Raw genomic sequence first — 16,406 nt, forward strand, 5'->3', positions numbered from 1 at the left:
CTCTTTTGTCGGCAACCAACCACGTGCCACGCCTGCTGAAGCTGGCGGGCCCCATGATACTATCCACTTCCGCCATCACCCTGATGCAGATCGTGGACGCCATCGTGCTGTCGCGGTATTCCAGCGCCGCGGTGGCGGCCATCGGTCCCGCCGGGCTTGCGGTGATCCTGTTCCAGGGCTTTCTCTTTGGCACCGCCGGGTATGCCGGGACCTTCGTGGCCCATAACCACGGGCGCGGCGACGCGGCCGGGGTGCGCAAATCCGCCTGGCTCGGCATCCACACATCGCTCGCCTCCGGCGTCCTCGCGCTCGCCATGGCCTGGCCGATCGGCCTGCTCTTCCGCTTGGCGGGTCATACACCTGACGTCGCCGCCGACGAGATCAGCTACTTCACCATCTGCATGGCGGGTTCGCTTTTCCCGGTACTGAATTCCGCGTTGGCAGGCTGGCTCTCCGGCATCGGCCGCCCGGCCATCGTCACCGCGGTGACCTTTTTCTCCTTCATCATCAACGCGCTGCTCGCCTGGGGACTCGTCCTGGGCACCTGGGGCTTCCCGCGCCTGGGGATCACCGGTGCCGCGCTCGCCACCGTCTCCGCCCAGGCCGTGGCCGCGCTTCTCTACGTCGCCATCTTCGTCGTCGGGCGCGGCTTATCCGACCGCCGCGCGAGACGCCTGGACCGGGTGGAGCTCTCGCGGTTTCTGAAACTCGCCATGCCCATGGGGCTGCGCATCAGCGGAGAGTTGCTGGCCTGGACCCTGTTCCTGGTGGTGCTTGGCCGGCTGGGAACCATGGAACTGGCAGCCTCCAGCATCGCGTTCCGGATCAACGGCATGGCCTTCTTTCCGGCCCTCGGCCTGGGCCAGGCGGCGGGCATCCTGGTGGGGCACGCACGCGGGGCAGGGGAGGACGACGAGGTCACGGCCATCGCGTCGCAGTCGCTGCTGGTGTGCGAGGTCTGGATGCTGGTGATGGCGGTCCTTTTCGCCACCTGCTCGGCGCCCCTCATCTCCGTGTTCGCCGGCCACGGCCCGGAGAGCGCCCGCATCGTCGAGACCGGCTCCATCATCATGAAGTTCGTCGCCTTTTACTGCCTCTTCGACGCCGCCAACGTCATGACCGGCTGCGTGCTCTCCTCCGCCGGCGATACCAACTGGGTCGCCCGCACCTTCGTCTATTCCTCCGCCGGGTTCCTGCTGCTTTTGTGGCTGATCGACAGCTTCATGCCCAGCCTGATCGCCGAGTGGACGCTCGGGACCTGCTTCGTCCTCTTCACCGCTGTCATCTGGTCGTTGCGCTTTCGCTCCGGCGCCTGGAGGACTATCCGGGTGCTGCACGACTCACACTAGGCTGCCCCGGATAGTCACCGCCATTCCCCACTGACTCTGCTGTAGTATCGTCTTCTGTCTTTATTCTCTCCGCCTTCTGTCACCGTAGTATATGTCCCGGCACGGCGTCGCTGCTGATAGCGCGACTCTTCATCTTGTTGCATATAATCGGTATCTTACGGCATGGATCTTTTTCCGGTTGTCACCGGCAAAAACTAGCCAATACAAAAACCTACCATTTAGCTGTGTAATTAGGATAAATTTTGTTGACTGTTTTGGTTGAATAAGCTAAAACGGCACACAAGCTTGGATCGGGGTTTTTATAACGACTACCGATCGTGGAAACCGAATCGCATCTGGAAAGGAAGCCCCAATGAACGCTGTGCCTAAAGTACCCGCCAACGCAACCGCCCAGGATATCCTTCGTCTCGGCCTCGCAGCCGCGCAAGGGCCGGTCAAACTCGCCTGCTCCTTCTCGCTGGAGGACGTCGCCATCATCGAACTAGCCCAGGAAGCGGGCCTTGAGATCGGCGTCTTCGCGCTGGATACCGGCAGGCTCAACGAGGAAACCTACGAGGTGGCCGACGCCCTCACCGAACGCTACCGGATCAAGATCGACTGGTATTTCCCCAAGCACGAGGCGGTCGAGCAGTTGGAGCGCGAGAAGGGGCTCTTCTCCTTCCGGGAATCCCTGGATAACCGTCACGAGTGCTGCCATATCCGCAAGGTGGAGCCGCTGGGGCGCGCGCTGCAGGGGCTGGCCGGCTGGGTCACCGGCATGCGCCGCGAGCACAACGTCACCCGCACCGACTTGAAGGCGATCGAACTGGACCAGTTGAACGGCGGCATCCTGAAGCTCAACCCGCTGCTGGACTGGAACGAAGCGCAGCTCACCGAATTCGTGGAACAGCGCCGCCTGCCCCAGAACCGCCTCTTGAAGCAGGGGTATCGCTCCATCGGCTGCGCCCCTTGTACCAGGGCCGTCCAGCCGGGCGAAGACGCCCGCGCCGGGCGGTGGTGGTGGGAGAACCCCGAGCACAAGGAGTGCGGTCTGCACCGCAGGTAACGGGGGAGAGGACGACGCGACCGGCGCTGTTGCAGCTCCGGCACACGAAGATCGATACGGGATAATGCCATGAAGAAAAATCTGACCCATCTGCAGCAACTCGAAGCCGAAAGCATCCACATCATCCGCGAGGTGGTGGCCGAGTTCGACAACCCGGTGATGCTCTATTCCATCGGCAAGGACTCCGCGGTGATGCTGCACCTGGCCCGCAAGGCCTTCTACCCGGCTCCGCCGCCGTTTCCGCTGTTGCACGTCGACACCACCTGGAAGTTCCGCGACATGATCGAGTTCCGCGGCCGCATGGCCCAGGAGTCCGGCATGGAACTGCTGGTGCACGTGAACGAGGACGGGGTGAAAAAGGGGGTATCTCCCTTCACCCACGGCTCGGCGCTCTACACCGACGTCATGAAGACCGAAGGGCTCAAGCAGGCGCTCGACAAGTACAAGTTCGACGCGGCCTTCGGCGGCGCGCGCCGCGACGAGGAGAAATCCCGCGCCAAGGAGCGCATCTTCTCCTTCCGTAGCGCAAACCACCGCTGGGACCCGAAGAACCAGCGCCCCGAGCTCTGGAGCCTCTATAACACCCGCGTCAAGCCGGGTGAGAGCATCCGCGTCTTCCCGCTCTCCAACTGGACCGAGCTGGACATCTGGCAGTACATCCACCTGGAAGAGATCCCCATCGTCCCCCTGTACTACGCGGCGGTGCGCCCCGTGGTGGAGCGCGACGGCATGCTGATCATGGTTGACGACGACCGGCTGGAACTGAAACCGGGCGAGCAGGTCGAGTACAAGTCGGTCCGCTTCCGCACCCTGGGCTGCTATCCGCTTACCGGCGCGGTCGAATCCGAGGCCGACACGCTTCCCGAGATCATCCAGGAAATGCTGCTCACCCGCACCTCCGAGCGCCAGGGGCGCCTGATCGACCACGACCAGGCCGGTTCGATGGAGAAGAAGAAACAGGAAGGGTACTTCTAATGGCACATCAATCAGAACTGATCGAGAAAGATATCCTTGCCTACCTGAAGAGCCAGGAGGAGAAGTCGCTGCTCCGCTTTATCACCTGCGGCAGCGTGGACGACGGTAAGAGCACCCTGATCGGGCGCCTGTTATGGGATTCGAAGATGGTCTTCGAGGACCAGTTGGCGGCGCTCGAGGCGGACAGCAAGAAGGTGGGGACGCAAGGGGGTGCCATCGACTACGCGCTCCTTCTGGACGGGCTGCAGGCGGAAAGGGAGCAGGGAATCACCATCGACGTCGCCTACCGCTTCTTCTCCACCGACCGCAGGAAGTTCATCGTCGCCGACACCCCGGGGCACGAGCAGTACACGAGGAACATGGTCACCGGTGCCTCGACCGCCAAGGTCGCCGTGATCCTGGTCGACGCGCGCAAGGGGCTTCTGACCCAGACCCGCCGCCACAGCTTCCTGGTTTCCCTGGTGGGGATCAAGCACATCGTCCTGGCCATCAACAAGATGGACCTGATCGGCTACGACCAGGAGAAGTTCAACGCCATCGAGGCCGATTACCGCGAGTTCGCCGCGCCGCTGGGCTTCACCAGCATCACCGCGCTCCCTATTTCCGCGCTGAACGGCGACAACATCATCGAAAAGAGCAGCGAGACCCCGTGGTACCAGGGGCCGCCCCTGCTGAATTTCCTGGAGACGGTGCAGGTCGAGGACGATCGGGACGAGCAGCCCTTCCGCCTCCCGGTGCAGTGGGTCAACCGTCCCAACCTCGACTTCCGCGGCTTTTGCGGCACCGTCGCCTCCGGCACGGTTCGTCCTGGAGACGAGATCAGGGTAGCCTCCTCGGGGCAGACCAGCAAGGTCGCCCGGATCGTCACCTTCAATGGTGACCTGGAAGAGGCGGTGGCGGGGCAGGCGATCACGCTCACCCTGGAGGACGAGATCGACATCAGCCGCGGCGACATGCTGACCCGTCCCGAGGCGCCGCCGCTCTACACCAGGCATCCCGAGGCGCACCTGGTCTGGATGCACGACGAGCCGCTGCAGCCCGGCCAGCTCTACCTGGTGAAGACCGCCACCGGTGTCACGCCGGGCCGGGTGACCGCGGTGCAGTACGCGGTGGACGTCAACACCCTGGAGCAGAAGCAGGTGACCACGCTGGGACTGAACGAGATCGGTCTGGCCCGCATAGAGCTGGACCGCCCGGTTTCCTTCGATCCCTACGGCGCCAACCGCGATACCGGCAGTTTCATCCTCATCGACCGGTTCACCAACGCGACCGTGGCGGCGGGCATGGTGCTGAACGCTCCCGACGAGTCGCAGCGGGCGCACCTTTCGGCAGGGGAAAGCAACCCGTGGGCCCCGAGGCTCATCACCCTCGACGCGGTGGCTGCGACCAACCTGAACCTGGTCGACCTGACCGAGGAGAAGGGGCTCTTCATCCTCGATCTCGCCCAGAGTATCCACGACTACCTGGGCAAGGGGAACCGCATCCTGATCAGGCTGCGCGATCTCTCCCAGTTGGAGCCGGTAGCGCAGCTCGCCTACGACAACGAGCTCGCCTTCGAGTTCGACCGCAACGGCGACGGCGTCAGCATCCTGCTCTTCAAGCGCGGCACCACCCCCCTCAAGGGGTACGGCGACGACGGCACCGGCATCTAGCAACGCCAACGAAAAGGCCAAGGTCGGCAGTTACTGCCTCCTTGGCCTTTTTTTTATTGGATCAGTCGGACGTTCGACCAGCTGCCGAACAGCGGCAATTCTCCAGGAGGGCATCTATGAATCCCATCTACCTCGACTACAACGCCACCACCCCGGTCGACCCGGCTGTCGTCGATGAGCTCCTTCCGTTTCTCACCACACACTTCGGCAACCCGTCCAGCAACCACCCGTACGGCAGGGCAGGGAAGGAGGAGGTGGAGCTGGCGCGGGGGAGGGTGGCGGCGGCGCTTGGCTGCACCCCCAACGAGGTGATCTTCACCAGCGGCGGCACCGAATCCGACAACCAGGCCCTGATCGGTACCGCCTTCTCCAACCGTGAGCGCGGCAACCACATCATCACCTCGGCGGTGGAACACCCCGCCGTGCTCAAGCCGCTCAACTGGCTGGAGGAGCAGGGCTTCACCGTCACCTACCTAGATCCGCGCCTCGTGACGGCTGTGCCCGTGCTTCGCAGTCGCTCGCATCAAAAACAGCCGGGCATCGCGCCGAACCACCCTTTACAGTCTGGTGAGATAGGCGTCCCTGGTGAGCCAGAGTTCTTCCATCCGGTACATGTGCCAGTGGTCGTGCATGAGGATGTGCCTGGTCAGGATGTACAGGGAGTACGCCTCGTATTCTGGATGGGTCCCCGTTCTGCGCCACGTTTTCTCGTCCAGCCCTTTCAGCAGTTCCAACTGCCTCATCCGATACGTCCTGAACCGCTCCAAAGCTGTTGTCATCTCCAACCGCGCCGGAGTGTCCGGTTCCTCTTCCCCCTGGCCCGGAAGGTACGGGATGAACTCGGGGTGCACTTCCTTCAGGAAACGCCCGATTCTCTGTAGCAGCATGGGCTGCACCGCTGCCAGGTGGCTCACATGCTCGGCTATGGTCCAGAACCCGTCACCCCTCCGTAGCTCCAGTTTCTCCTCCGGAATGCTCTCCACGAATCGGGACAGGATGCTCGGCGCCCTTTTTAGGCAATCGAGCAGATCGGGGATGTCACGCATTGCTGCCTCCTTTTTCTACGGTTTGATATCGCGTGCCGTACTGCGTGCTGTTTCCGCGCCTAAAACATTGACTTTGACTTGGAAAGGTACTAGATAGTGTCGCTGTGAGCAACTGTGTTGTGCATTGAACGATCAAGGAGAATGCGATGAAATGGATTGTTATGACGGCTGTGTTTGCCGCCCTGACAGGAGTTGCCTGCGCCGGCGTTAACGACCAAATGGAGTTTCGCAACAAGAAGGGTACCGTCTTCTTCTCACACAAGAAGCACGAAAAGCTGGCCTACATGGACTGCGGCGTCTGTCATGAAAACGAGGTCGGTGCCATCAGGACCTTCGGCAAGGCCTACGCCCACCGGGTCTGCATCGGCTGCCACCAACCCGAGGCCGGCAAGATGGAAGGGCCGATCACCTGCGAAGGGTGTCACCAGACCTCCTGAATCCTGCAGTAAACCAAAAAGGATCGAATTGATCTTTTTTGTATTGACTTGTAACGCCGCGTCGGTGTATGAATAGATAACTTCTATTTCGGGAAAGGAGATCATGGCAATGTGGACCTCTAAGTTTGCTATTCGCCCTGTATCGCACTGCAAAGAAGGTTGCAGTATTTAGCCCGTCTTTAGCGAGACGGGCGTCCCTTAACCAAAAAGCCCCGGCAGCGATGCCGGGGCTTTTTTTGTTTGCGCTCCAGGTAACGCGTCACGCGATCCCGATCGCCAACAACGCGGCCAGGGTTACGCCGCTTACCGTGAGCCAGAGCGTCACACCTTGCAGCATCGGACGCAATCCCACTCTCCTGAACACTTCCCTGCTCAACCCCAGTCCCACGAGGAACAGCGCAATCTTCAGGCAATGGGTGGCCAAAAACGCGACCTGGTCCCACCGGGTCGCATATGCCGGTAGAGCGCTCCTGAGGGTCGCCGCAACAAGAAAGCCGATTATGAACAGGGGGATGCTGAACCTCTCCCTCGATCCTCTCAACAGCGCGAAGCCAAGGACGACCGGCGTGATCCAGATGGCGCGGGTCAGTTTGACGGTGGTACCGATCTTCAAGGCTTCGGCTCCGTAGGCGGAGGCGGCACCGACAACGCTGCTGGTGTCGTGGATGGCGAGGCCGGCCCAGGTGCCGAAGACGTCCTGCGGGAGGTCGAGCAGGCGTCCGACGAGAGGGAAAACGAGCAAAGCGACAGCATTGAGGGTGAAGACGGTACCAAGGGCGACCGCCGTCTCGTCGTCCCCGGCGTCCAGGACCGGGGCCATCGCTGCTATCGCACTGCCGCCGCAGATGGCCGTTCCCGCGGAAATGAGCATCGAGGTGTTGCGGTCGGTGCCAACCAGCTTACCCAGCAGATACCCCGCGCTGAGGGTACAGCCGATCCCGACGATGGTGTAAAGCAGGCTTTCCTTCCCTGTCCGCAGTACTTCCCCTATCTCCAGTCCGAAGCCAAGCCCCACCACGGAAAACTGCAGGGTGATCCTGCTCAACCGTGCCGTGCGCTGCAGCCACGGGTTCCCGAAGGTCAGGGCATAGGCTATCCCCAGCGCGAGGGCGAGCCCTGTACCACTCCATGGTGTGGCGGCCGCCACCAGGAACAATCCCAAAACAATTTTCCGAATATCTACTCTCTGCATTTTCCCCTCCCATATGTGGAAATCATGCTCGGAGCATATCCCTCTTGCTATATAAATAAAAATTCGTAATATAAATTTTCAGCATCAATATGATTTATGTATTGGGGGCACTGTGGCAATAACGCTGAGGCAGTTGGAGATCTTCGAGAAGGTTGCGGTCTGCGGGCAGGTGACCCAAGCGAGCAGTCAGCTGCTGTTAACCCAGTCGGCCGTCAGCATGGCGCTCGCTGAACTGGAGCGGTTGGCGGGGGCACCCCTCTTCGAGCGCTCGGGGCGGCGGCTCTTTTTGAACGACCGCGGGCGACAGTTGCTCCCCGAGGCCCGGGAGGTGCTGGCAAGGGTCCACAGGATAGAGCAGTTCCTGGAGGAATCGATCGGGACGCCGGTGGGCTCGTTGGTGGTAGGTGCGAGCACCACGATCGGCAATTACCTGCTCCCTGCCATGGTGGGGCAGTTTTCCCGCCTATACCCCGGTGCCAGGCCTCATTTGCAGGTGGGTAACGCGCTGCAGATCGAGCAGGGGGTCGAGGCGGGCGAACTGGACCTTGGCATCATCGAGGGACTGCAGCACCTCCCGTCCCTGCTTGCCACCCCTTGGAGGCGCGATGAATTGGTGCTGATCGTGGGGAAGGATCACCCCTGGGCATCGCAGGGGCGAGCAACGCCGGACATGCTCAAGGACGCGGCCTGGATCATGAGGGAAAAGGGGTCCGGAACCCGGGAGATTTTCGAGACTGCCATGGAGAGGGCAGGGGTAAGTTACGCGGTGGCTCTCGAGTTGGGGCACACTGAGGCGATCAAGAAGGCCGTGGAGGCCGGGCTAGGGGTGGGATGTATTTCGCGCATGGCCGTGCAACGTGAGCTCGAACAGGGGTGGCTGTACGAGGTGGAGAATCCGGTCGACATGCAGCGGACCCTGTTGATCGTAACCAGGAAAAACGACTATCGCAGCGCCTTGTTCAAAGCGTTCCTGGACCTGCTGGAAACCAAAAAGGAGCTCTAGAAGTCAAAACACGGCGCCGGTCCCGGTCCAGCTGCACCGGGATTGCCGGCGCGAGCCAACGCTGCTGCCACCGGACCTTTCAAGGCAGGGAAAAATAGAACGTGGCGCCCTTGCCCGGTTCGCCTTCGGCCCAAACCTCGCCTCCGTGCCGCTTGATAATCCTCTCCACCGTCGCGAGCCCGATACCGAAGCCTCCCGTCCGTTGTGCTCCCGGCAGGCGCCGGAAAGGGACGAAAATCTCCTTGGTCTGCGCCATGTCGAAGCCGATGCCGTTGTCCCTGACGTAGAATACGCTCCGCCCCTCACGCCGGGTGCAGCCGAACTCGATGGCCGTCTCCTCTCGACCCGCCGTGTATTTCCAGGCGTTGCCCAGCAGGTTCGAAAGAACGGCCCTGAGCAACTGGCTGTCCCCCTGGGCTGACTGACCCGGCGCGATCGTGAAGATCGCCTGCCGCTGCGGATCCGACCGCCCCAGCTCGGCCGCTATCTCCTCCGCTTCCCGGCTGAGGTCCACCGTTTCCTGCCTTGGTTCCGCGTGCGCCATTTCCGCGAATTCGAGCAGGGCGTTGACCAGCTTGTTCATCTTCACCGTTCCCTCGTAGGCCTTTTGCAGGAAGTCGCGGCAATCGTCGCTGAGCAGGTTCCCGCAGGTCATGCTGACGGCCTGGCAGTAGCCGCTGATCAGGTTCAAGGGCTGGCGCAGGTCGTGGGCAACCGTGTAGTTGAACGCGGTGAGGTCGCGGTTGGCGCTCTCCAACTCCTCCGCCCTCGCCGACAGGGCGCGGTTCAGATCGGCGATCTTTCCCTCCAGGAGCTTTCGCTCCGTTATGTCGTCGACGATGGCAACCATGAAGACGTCCTCGCCGGAGCGGTCCCGCACCATGGAGACGGTCAGCGAGGCCCAGACGATGGCATCGTCATGCACGTAGCGCTTTTCCAGGGAGTAGCTCCGCTGCTTTCCTTCCAGCAGACCCTCGTGGTGCGTGCGGCACACCGGCAGGTCGTCGGGGTGGGTGAAGTCGTAGATGGTGACCGGGACGCTGCCGCTCTTGCACCCCGCTATGTCGCAGTACTTGTCGTTGATGCGCAGGAAGGTGCCGTCCAGTGCGACGTGTCCAACCCCGACGGCGGCCTGGTCGAAGGTGGCCTGGAGGCGCTGCTCGCTTATTCGCAGCAGCTCGTTTTGCTCGCTGAAGCGGTGCTTCAACTCCCTCACCTTGATGATCCTGGTGAGCGCCGTTTGCAGTTTCGAGAAGTTGACCGGCTTGAAGACGTAGTTGCTGAAGCCGAGTTCGATGGCGCGCACCAGGAAGCTGGTGTCGCTGTAGGCGCTGACCGCTATCAGGTCGACATCCGGGTCCATGTCCCTGATGTGACCGGCCATGGTGAGGCCGTCCATGACGGGCATCCGGATGTCCGTCACCACGACCTGCGGCCGGTGCTCCTTGAACAGGGTGAGTCCTTCGCCTCCGTTTGCCGCAATGATGATCTTGAGGTGCGGGTGCTCCTCGGTCAGCAGGTTCCCGATCAGATCCCTGGCCTCGGCCTCGTCTTCCACATACAGGATGCTCGTTACCCGTTCTCTGGCAGTTGGCATGTCATACCTCGATTCTGAATTCCGCGCCGTCACCGGTGTTTTCCACCGTCAGTTTGCCGCCCATGCTCTTCTCTATGATGGCCTTGGACATGAACAGGCCGATCCCGGTCCCCTTGCCCGGTTCCTTGGTGGTGAAATAGGGTTCGAAGATCTTATCCAGAACGTCTGGCGAAATGCCACCCGCGTTATCGGAGATGGTCACTACGCTTTTGTCGCCAACCCTGCTGATGGTAATGGAAATCCTGGCATTGGTGACCGGCTTGTCGCGCAGCGCATCGCGTGCGTTGACCAGGATGTTGATCACCACCTGCGCATACTCGTTGCGGAATCCCTCCACCAGCACCGGCTCCTCCGGGGCGTGCACGGCCACCTCGATCCCATGCAGGGTTTCCCTCACCATCGACAGCGCCTTGTCGATCACCTCGCCGACGTTGAAGGAGAGCTTGATCTTGTCCGGGTTTAGATACGCGGAGAAGTCTTCGATGGTCTTGGACATGTGTTCGATGAGTTCCGTGCCGCGGCTGACGCTTTTGCGCACCACCTCGACGGACAGGGTGCCCCGCTCGTAGATCCGGGCCAGGTTCTGCAGGATCAGTCCCAGCACGTTCAGGGGCTGGCGCCACTGGTGCGAGATGTTGACCAGCATCTCACCCATGGCGGCCAACCGGTTTTGCTGCATCAGCATTTGCTCCCTGACCCTGAGTTCCTCGACCGCCCGGATCCGCTCCTCGGTCTCGCTTCCGAGGTGTTGCAGGGCGCGCTTTAGTTCCTCGGTCCGTTCCTGCACCCGCAATTCCAGGCTGCTTCTGGCTTGGCGCACCTCCTCCTCGGCTTTTTTGCGCTCCGTGATGTCCAGGACGAAACCGACCCCTTCCTCGGGGGCCTCCGGCAGGGTCGCGGCGCCTATGATGATGGGGACCCTGGTGCCGTCGCTGCGGAAAAACTCCTTTTCATACGGCGTGTCCAGGCCCGTGGCCCGTAGTTCGTCCAGGGCATACTGGTCCAGCGCGTCGAATTCGGGCGGAGTAAGGTCGCTCCACTTGATCGCCCCCGCGTCAAGTTCCGAGCGGCTTCTCCCGAGCATCTGCAGGAAGGCGTCGTTGGCGTCCAGGATGTCCCCCTTCATGTTCCAGTAAATCAGGCCGATCATGCCTGAGTCGAAGATCCGGCGCAGTCTTGCTTCCGCCTTTTTCGGTTCGGTGATATCGAGGGTGGTTCCGATCACCCGTGTGGGCCCTCCGGCTGCGTCGAAAAACACCTGTCCTCGCGCCATCAGCCAGCGTTCTTTGCCGTCCTCGATACCGACGGCCCGGTACTCCGCCTGGTACAAACCGTCGCCGCCGGGCTGCAGTGCTCTCTTGAGCGCCTCCTGTGCCTGCACGCGGTCTTCGGGGTGGAGCGCCGACAGGAAAAGTTCGTAGCTTTCCGTTGCCTCAGGTCTCAGACCGAAGTTTCTTTTCGCCTGCGCCGAGAAGGTGAGCTTGCCGGTGCGCGGCTCGAATTCAAAGGTGCCCAGGCCCGTGGCGTCGATGGCCATCTGCAGGGTGGCCTCGCTGTAGCGCCGTTTCTCCTCGCTGCGTGCCAGTTCCTCCGAGCGTTTCAAGAGCTCCCGGCTTTTTTCCTGCTCCCTGCGCGCCAGTTGCACGTAATCGGAAAGGAGACCGAACAGCATGACCAGTGCGCCGATGACGACGATGTTGCGGCCGAGGTAAAAGGGGAGGTTGAACCAGTTCGCCCCCAGCGCGTTCATGGCGACCGACGAGGTCGCGGCCAGCTGCGATAGCGCGGTGTAGGCGAAGAGACGGTCCCCGGTATCGAGGTAGGTGGCGGTGGCGACGACGGCGCTCGCGAAAAGCATCGCTGCCAGGAACAGCAGCAGGGCGACTTCCGCCTCCGTGAACCGCCCGGCCACCACCATGACGGGAAGGGAGCGATCCAGCTTCACCACGGCAACGGCTGCCAAAAAAACGGCTGCGACGGCAGTTGCAGCCAGTATCCACGCGGCACGCCTGTCACGTGGGACCGGGGTGAAGGGGGAGATTATGACGCAGGTGGCCAGGGTCGCCATCTGCAGGTTCACCAGCCAGGGCGATGCGCTCGGCAGGGTCTCGATGATGCCTCGATTTCCCGGCAGCGTCGGGAACACCAACAGGCGGAAAATGGAGAAGATGGACTGAGCGAGATACGCGATTGCTATCCAGAACGGGGCGGGATGCCTGAGGACCTGGTGTCGCCCGAGGGCGAGGAACGCGACACAGAAGGAACAAAGGGCGACAAAGGCATGAACCGTGGGCAGATACCACAGCACCACTTCGAACCGGGTCGGCGGTGAAAAGAAATAGACAGCCACGTTGAGTAAGCCGAGAGAGGCGGCTACAACGACTATCACCGCGTAAAGGGGGCGGTCGGGGTGATGGATGATATGCCTGCCGTGGGTCACAGAGTGCCACCCTTATGGTCATGGTACCTAGCCGCTGATTGCAAACCTTCCCGACGAGCTACATTAGAGCCCGATAATTATATACAGGCGGAGGGGGGAGGCAACTCTCAGGGTAAAGGGTGAGAGGTCCGCGCCGTCGCGATGAGCTGGGGTGGGAGATTATGGTAGCGGTGATGACTTGATGCAGGAGTGGGAAGGAGTGTCGCAAAAAGCGGGACCGCTTCGAATGAGGCGTCCCGCTTGGGCGACTTATCTTCTACCTTTGTAAGTCGAGATCGCGGCTGGCGGACCCTCCGTCGGATCACGCTCGGCGGTGTGCTGTGCCCACCGCTCATGGGAAGGGGATGTCAACGCGACGTCCGGACCCTCAGCAGGATCGCGGCCCGGTGTGAAATCCTCGTGACTGCCCTGGCTGAGGCTGGAATAGGTATCCTCTTTCGAGATCCTTCCGGCACTTTCCGCAACTCGCAGACCACTTATCGCCCCCTGGTGCTGTCGGTCAAGTTCCGCAACAGGGTCGGCGTGTCTGAATGTTTGATGTCCATGCTTTCTCATGATGGACCTCCCTGGTTTGCCTCCTGTTAACATACCTCGAGCAGGTCATCTCATCGCCATTCCTTATTTTACGCTGATCGTGGCCATGGCTGGGCGAATACTTCATGGCAGCGGGAAAGAAGCTATCTCCGGCTGATATGCCGAGCGGGATGGGGGGGGAAGTGGACGGGTGTGGGGGGATGCTGGTCCGGGGGCGAAGGAGAGGAGGGAGCAGAAACGAAAACGGGGTCAGGCGAATTGCCTGACCCCGTTTGGATCGATGGTGGAGCTGATCAGGATCGAACTGACGACCTCTTGAATGCCATTCAAGCGCTCTCCCAACTGAGCTACAGCCCCATTGTCTCCCGCGGATCGAAGGAAGAAAAAAGAGGTTAGGCTAACGCCCAACCTCTTGATCTTATGGTGCCGAAGACTGGAATCGAACCAGCACACCCTTGCGAGTACTAGAACCTGAATCTAGCGCGTCTACCAATTCCGCCACTCCGGCTTGCGAGAGACCTACTTATAGCAAAGGAGCCCTTCCTGTGCAAGAAAAAAATGGCTGAATGATTAACTTTTTTCGGGCGGCCGCCTAAATTATTAAAAAAACGACGGAAGCAAAAAGGGGGGCTCACGCCCCCCTTCGTCTTGCCGTATTTACTAGATCTAGGACTATTCCCTGACGTAGGTGTCCATGTCGGATTCGTCCACCATGGCCATGATCCGCGCGTACTCGGCCTCGATGGTCAGGAAGTGGTTGTGGGTCTCGTTGGCGTTCCACAGGAAGATTTCCTTGATGCCGGGGTCGGTGATTCTCCCGGCGGTCTCACGCAGGGCGTTCTCCAGGTGGGTCTCCTTTTCCATCGCGTACTCGAGGGCCTTCTGCTCGGTGAACTCGGAGTCAATGGCCTTCTGGATCGAGGTCACCCAGAGCGCCTCGTTTTGCGGCGGGGCAGTGATGAACTCCTCGAAGGAACCGAGGTCGTTGCCGTGATAGGCCTTGAAGAACTGTGCCGCGTGCTCTTTCTCTTCGCGAGCCAGTTGCTCGAACAGCCGCTTGGCTTCCGCGTCCTTCATATGCTGTGCGCCGATCTGGTAGAAGTTCATCGCGTTCTTTTCAGTTTGAATGGCCTGTTTCAGTGCGTCTTGCAAGTCTTTCATTCACACCTCCTGTTTCCTTGAATATCATTAAAGTCGTCGGTGTAAACATTATATGGGGTGTTGTTTGGTTGTCAACCGGAGTACCTGAGCCCCGCAATGCCAGTGGGGAAGGGGAACCGGGCGGCGAATAAGCAAGATGAGTGGCGTGTAATGCGTGGGGTGCCGAGATCAAACGTGAAGGGGGTGTGCTCTGTTGCGGGTGTAACTTGGTAGCGGCGTTCAGTGCCAGTTGCTCAGAGAAAGGTACGCGCGAAAACAAAAAAGCGCCCCGGCTGTAAAGCTGGTGCGCTGTGTTGGTGTGGTGCCGAAGACGAGACTCGAACTCGTACAGGCTATCGCCCGCCACCCCCTCAAGATGGTGTGTCTACCAATTCCACCACTTCGGCAAGAAGAACCCAGTTTTTATCATCTGCTGCGGTTGAAGTCAAGAACTAAGAGGCCGGTATGACACTTTTTTTCAGGAGTGGCGTCGCCGGGGAAGGAGGGGCCCGCCTTGCAGCCGGAACGAAAAAAGCGTCCTGGCTCATGGAGCAGGACGCTTTCGATGTTTAGCTGGTGCCGAAGACGAGACTCGAACTCGTACAGGCTATCGCCCGCCACCCCCTCAAGATGGTGTGTCTACCAATTCCACCACTTCGGCAAGAAGAACCCAGTTTGTATCATTAGACGGCAGAGATGTCAACAGCAAATCTCTAATTAACTACTTTGCCGGAGCTGCGGGTGCAGCCGGAGCTGCGGGCGCGGCAGGAGCCGCTGCGTTGCCGGGTGCCGCCGGTTTGATCGGTTGCTGCAACGGCATGCCGCCCATCGGTGCCGGCTTGGCCTTGGGTGCCTTGGACATGATGGAGGAGCCGCCGCCTTTGCCGGACACGAAGGCCAGGGAGAGGGAGGTCAGCATGAAGATGATCGCTGCGTACGTGGTCAGTTTGCTCATGAAGGTGTTGCCGCCGCCCGCGCCGAACACGGACTGGCTGCCGCTGGCGCCGAAGGATGCGCCCATCTCGGCCCCTTTGCCGGACTGCAGCAGGACGACAACGATGAGAGCGAAACAGACGATGACGTGCAGGGTTACCAGTAAAATAGTCATTAAAAACCTAACCTCCGAGAGTGTTCGAGAGACTGCCAAAGAGACTGTTTAGCATATTTGCAAAAAATAACCAAGTCTTTATTCGCCGTAACGGACGATCGAGGCGAAAGAGGCTCCCTTGAGACTGGCGCCGCCAACCAGGGCGCCGTCTATGTCAGCGCAGGACATGAGTCCTTTGACATTGTCGGGCTTCACCGATCCGCCATAGAGTATCCTCACCTTGTCTGCCGCGGTCGTGCCGAACATCTTGGCGACCACGCCGCGCACGAAGGCGTGTGCTTCCTGCGCCTGCTCGTCGGTGGCGACCTTGCCGGTGCCGATGGCCCAGACCGGTTCGTAGGCGATGATCACCGGCGCGAACTGGGTCTCGGTGAGACCCTCCAGGCCTCCCTGCAGTTGGCGCTCCAGCACCTTGAAGGTGTCACCGGCCTCGCGCGCCTCGAGCGTCTCGCCGATGCAGAAGATCGGCACCAGCGCCCCCTTGAGGGCCGCCTTGATCTTCTTGTTCACGGTCTGGTCGGTTTCGCCGAAGTACTGCCGGCGCTCGGAGTGGCCGATGATGACGTGGCTCGCGCCGGCGTCGAGCAGCATGCGCGGCGAGACCTCGCCGGTGAAGGCACCTTCCTCCTCCCAGAAGACGTCCTGGGCCGCCAAGCTGATGCTGGTGCCGGCGAGCGCGGCGGGGAGGGCGGGGAGCACGGTGAAGACCGGCGCCACCACGACCTCGACGTTGTTCACCCCGGCGACCAGCGGCGCCAGTTCCTCGATCAGGGCCAGCGCCTCGTCCTTTGTCTTATATAGTTTCCAGTTCCCTGCTATGACCGGCTTGCGCATCTAATCCCTCCTAAAAGACAGGTTAAGGTTGAGGTTGAGGTCGAGGAGAGGCAA

General features: G+C 61.0%; 13 protein-coding genes, 4 tRNA genes and 1 pseudogene. 7 read left to right on the top strand and 11 right to left on the bottom strand.

From position 1 onward, the window contains the following. Window positions 1-5 precede the first annotated feature (5 nt). The 5 genes and pseudogenes from KOL99_RS12010 to KOL99_RS12030 form a co-directional block, all read left to right on the top strand. Window positions 6-1,349 carry an MATE family efflux transporter gene (locus tag KOL99_RS12010; protein WP_236026069.1) on the top strand — a complete coding sequence of 448 codons (1,344 nt, stop codon included), beginning with the start codon at window positions 6-8 and terminating at the stop codon, window positions 1,347-1,349. 352 nt (window positions 1,350-1,701) lie between these two features. Further along, a complete protein-coding gene (locus KOL99_RS12015) occupies window positions 1,702-2,394 on the top strand; it encodes a phosphoadenylyl-sulfate reductase (RefSeq protein WP_216510707.1) in 693 nt (230 codons plus the stop codon). Window positions 2,395-2,463: 69 nt separating this feature from the next. Next, window positions 2,464-3,369 carry a sulfate adenylyltransferase subunit CysD gene (gene cysD / locus KOL99_RS12020; protein ID WP_216510708.1) on the top strand — a complete coding sequence of 302 codons (906 nt, stop codon included), beginning with the start codon at window positions 2,464-2,466 and terminating at the stop codon, window positions 3,367-3,369. After that, entirely contained in the window at window positions 3,369-5,021 is a 1,653-nt protein-coding gene (cysN, locus tag KOL99_RS12025) for a sulfate adenylyltransferase subunit CysN (protein WP_216510709.1), read from the top strand. Before cysD ends, cysN begins: the two co-directional genes overlap by 1 nt. A 116-nt stretch (window positions 5,022-5,137) precedes the next feature. Continuing rightward, window positions 5,138-5,440 (top strand): annotated as a pseudogene (locus KOL99_RS12030) (aminotransferase class V-fold PLP-dependent enzyme); the annotation flags it as partial. Window positions 5,441-5,578: 138 nt separating this feature from the next. On the opposite strand, the gene KOL99_RS12035 reads toward KOL99_RS12030, so the two are convergent. After that, complete coding sequence (locus KOL99_RS12035) at window positions 5,579-6,067, bottom strand: DinB family protein (RefSeq protein ID WP_216510710.1); 489 nt, start codon at window positions 6,065-6,067, stop codon at window positions 5,579-5,581. A gap of 146 nt (window positions 6,068-6,213) precedes the next feature. Here KOL99_RS12035 and KOL99_RS12040 point away from each other — a divergent pair, with 146 nt between their 5' ends. Then, window positions 6,214-6,504, top strand: coding sequence for a cytochrome c3 family protein (locus tag KOL99_RS12040; protein WP_216510711.1), 291 nt, complete (start codon window positions 6,214-6,216; stop codon window positions 6,502-6,504). Between the two features lie 259 nt (window positions 6,505-6,763). Here the strand turns inward: KOL99_RS12040 and KOL99_RS12045 are convergent, their stop codons facing one another. Beyond that, window positions 6,764-7,696, bottom strand: coding sequence for a YeiH family protein (locus KOL99_RS12045; protein WP_216510712.1), 933 nt, complete (start codon window positions 7,694-7,696; stop codon window positions 6,764-6,766). 112 nt (window positions 7,697-7,808) lie between these two features. Between KOL99_RS12045 and KOL99_RS12050 the strand changes: the two genes are divergently transcribed. Then, the gene (locus tag KOL99_RS12050) at window positions 7,809-8,699 is read left to right on the top strand and encodes a LysR family transcriptional regulator (RefSeq protein WP_216510713.1); all 891 of its coding nucleotides are present in this window, start codon (window positions 7,809-7,811) and stop codon (window positions 8,697-8,699) included. 79 nt (window positions 8,700-8,778) lie between these two features. On the opposite strand, the gene KOL99_RS12055 is transcribed toward KOL99_RS12050, so the two are convergent. From KOL99_RS12055 to tpiA, 9 genes are all read right to left on the bottom strand, one after another. Further along, a complete protein-coding gene (locus KOL99_RS12055) occupies window positions 8,779-10,296 on the bottom strand; it encodes a sensor histidine kinase (protein ID WP_216510714.1) in 1,518 nt (505 codons plus the stop codon). A 1-nt stretch (window position 10,297) separates the two neighbouring features. Further along, a complete protein-coding gene (locus tag KOL99_RS21645) occupies window positions 10,298-12,736 on the bottom strand; it encodes a PAS domain-containing sensor histidine kinase (RefSeq protein WP_216510715.1) in 2,439 nt (812 codons plus the stop codon). A gap of 815 nt (window positions 12,737-13,551) precedes the next feature. Next, window positions 13,552-13,627 (bottom strand) — tRNA-Ala (locus tag KOL99_RS12065). A 64-nt stretch (window positions 13,628-13,691) separates the two neighbouring features. Further along, window positions 13,692-13,778: transfer RNA gene (locus tag KOL99_RS12070), tRNA-Leu, on the bottom strand. Between the two features lie 164 nt (window positions 13,779-13,942). Further along, window positions 13,943-14,431, bottom strand: coding sequence for a ferritin-like domain-containing protein (locus tag KOL99_RS12075; RefSeq protein WP_216510716.1), 489 nt, complete (start codon window positions 14,429-14,431; stop codon window positions 13,943-13,945). 299 nt (window positions 14,432-14,730) lie between these two features. Continuing rightward, window positions 14,731-14,817, bottom strand: a tRNA-Leu gene (locus tag KOL99_RS12080). Between the two features lie 167 nt (window positions 14,818-14,984). After that, window positions 14,985-15,071: transfer RNA gene (locus tag KOL99_RS12085), tRNA-Leu, on the bottom strand. A gap of 60 nt (window positions 15,072-15,131) precedes the next feature. Beyond that, a complete protein-coding gene (secG, locus tag KOL99_RS12090; RefSeq protein ID WP_216510717.1) occupies window positions 15,132-15,518 on the bottom strand; it encodes a preprotein translocase subunit SecG in 387 nt (128 codons plus the stop codon). Window positions 15,519-15,596: 78 nt separating this feature from the next. After that, the gene (tpiA, locus tag KOL99_RS12095; RefSeq protein ID WP_216510718.1) at window positions 15,597-16,352 is read right to left on the bottom strand and encodes a triose-phosphate isomerase; all 756 of its coding nucleotides are present in this window, start codon (window positions 16,350-16,352) and stop codon (window positions 15,597-15,599) included. Window positions 16,353-16,406 lie beyond the last annotated feature (54 nt).

Origin of the sequence: Geomonas azotofigens, from assembly GCF_018919395.1 — a bacterium.
In the GTDB taxonomy this organism is placed as follows: Bacteria; Desulfobacterota; Desulfuromonadia; order Geobacterales; family Geobacteraceae; genus Geomonas; species Geomonas azotofigens.

What these genes read in the sequence shown, in the direction of transcription:
- KOL99_RS12015 (WP_216510707.1), top strand. Translation starts at nt 1,702, where the DNA reads ATGAACGCTGTGCCTAAAGTACCCGCCAACGCAACCGCCCAGGATATC.
- KOL99_RS12045 (WP_216510712.1), bottom strand. Translation starts at nt 7,696, where the DNA reads ATGCAGAGAGTAGATATTCGGAAAATTGTTTTGGGATTGTTCCTGGTG.
- KOL99_RS12055 (WP_216510714.1), bottom strand. Translation starts at nt 10,296, where the DNA reads ATGCCAACTGCCAGAGAACGGGTAACGAGCATCCTGTATGTGGAAGAC.
- cysN (WP_216510709.1), top strand. Translation starts at nt 3,369, where the DNA reads ATGGCACATCAATCAGAACTGATCGAGAAAGATATCCTTGCCTACCTG.
- KOL99_RS12075 (WP_216510716.1), bottom strand. Translation starts at nt 14,431, where the DNA reads ATGAAAGACTTGCAAGACGCACTGAAACAGGCCATTCAAACTGAAAAG.
- KOL99_RS12040 (WP_216510711.1), top strand. Translation starts at nt 6,214, where the DNA reads ATGAAATGGATTGTTATGACGGCTGTGTTTGCCGCCCTGACAGGAGTT.
- KOL99_RS12035 (WP_216510710.1), bottom strand. Translation starts at nt 6,067, where the DNA reads ATGCGTGACATCCCCGATCTGCTCGATTGCCTAAAAAGGGCGCCGAGC.
- tpiA (WP_216510718.1), bottom strand. Translation starts at nt 16,352, where the DNA reads ATGCGCAAGCCGGTCATAGCAGGGAACTGGAAACTATATAAGACAAAG.
- secG (WP_216510717.1), bottom strand. Translation starts at nt 15,518, where the DNA reads ATGACTATTTTACTGGTAACCCTGCACGTCATCGTCTGTTTCGCTCTC.
- cysD (WP_216510708.1), top strand. Translation starts at nt 2,464, where the DNA reads ATGAAGAAAAATCTGACCCATCTGCAGCAACTCGAAGCCGAAAGCATC.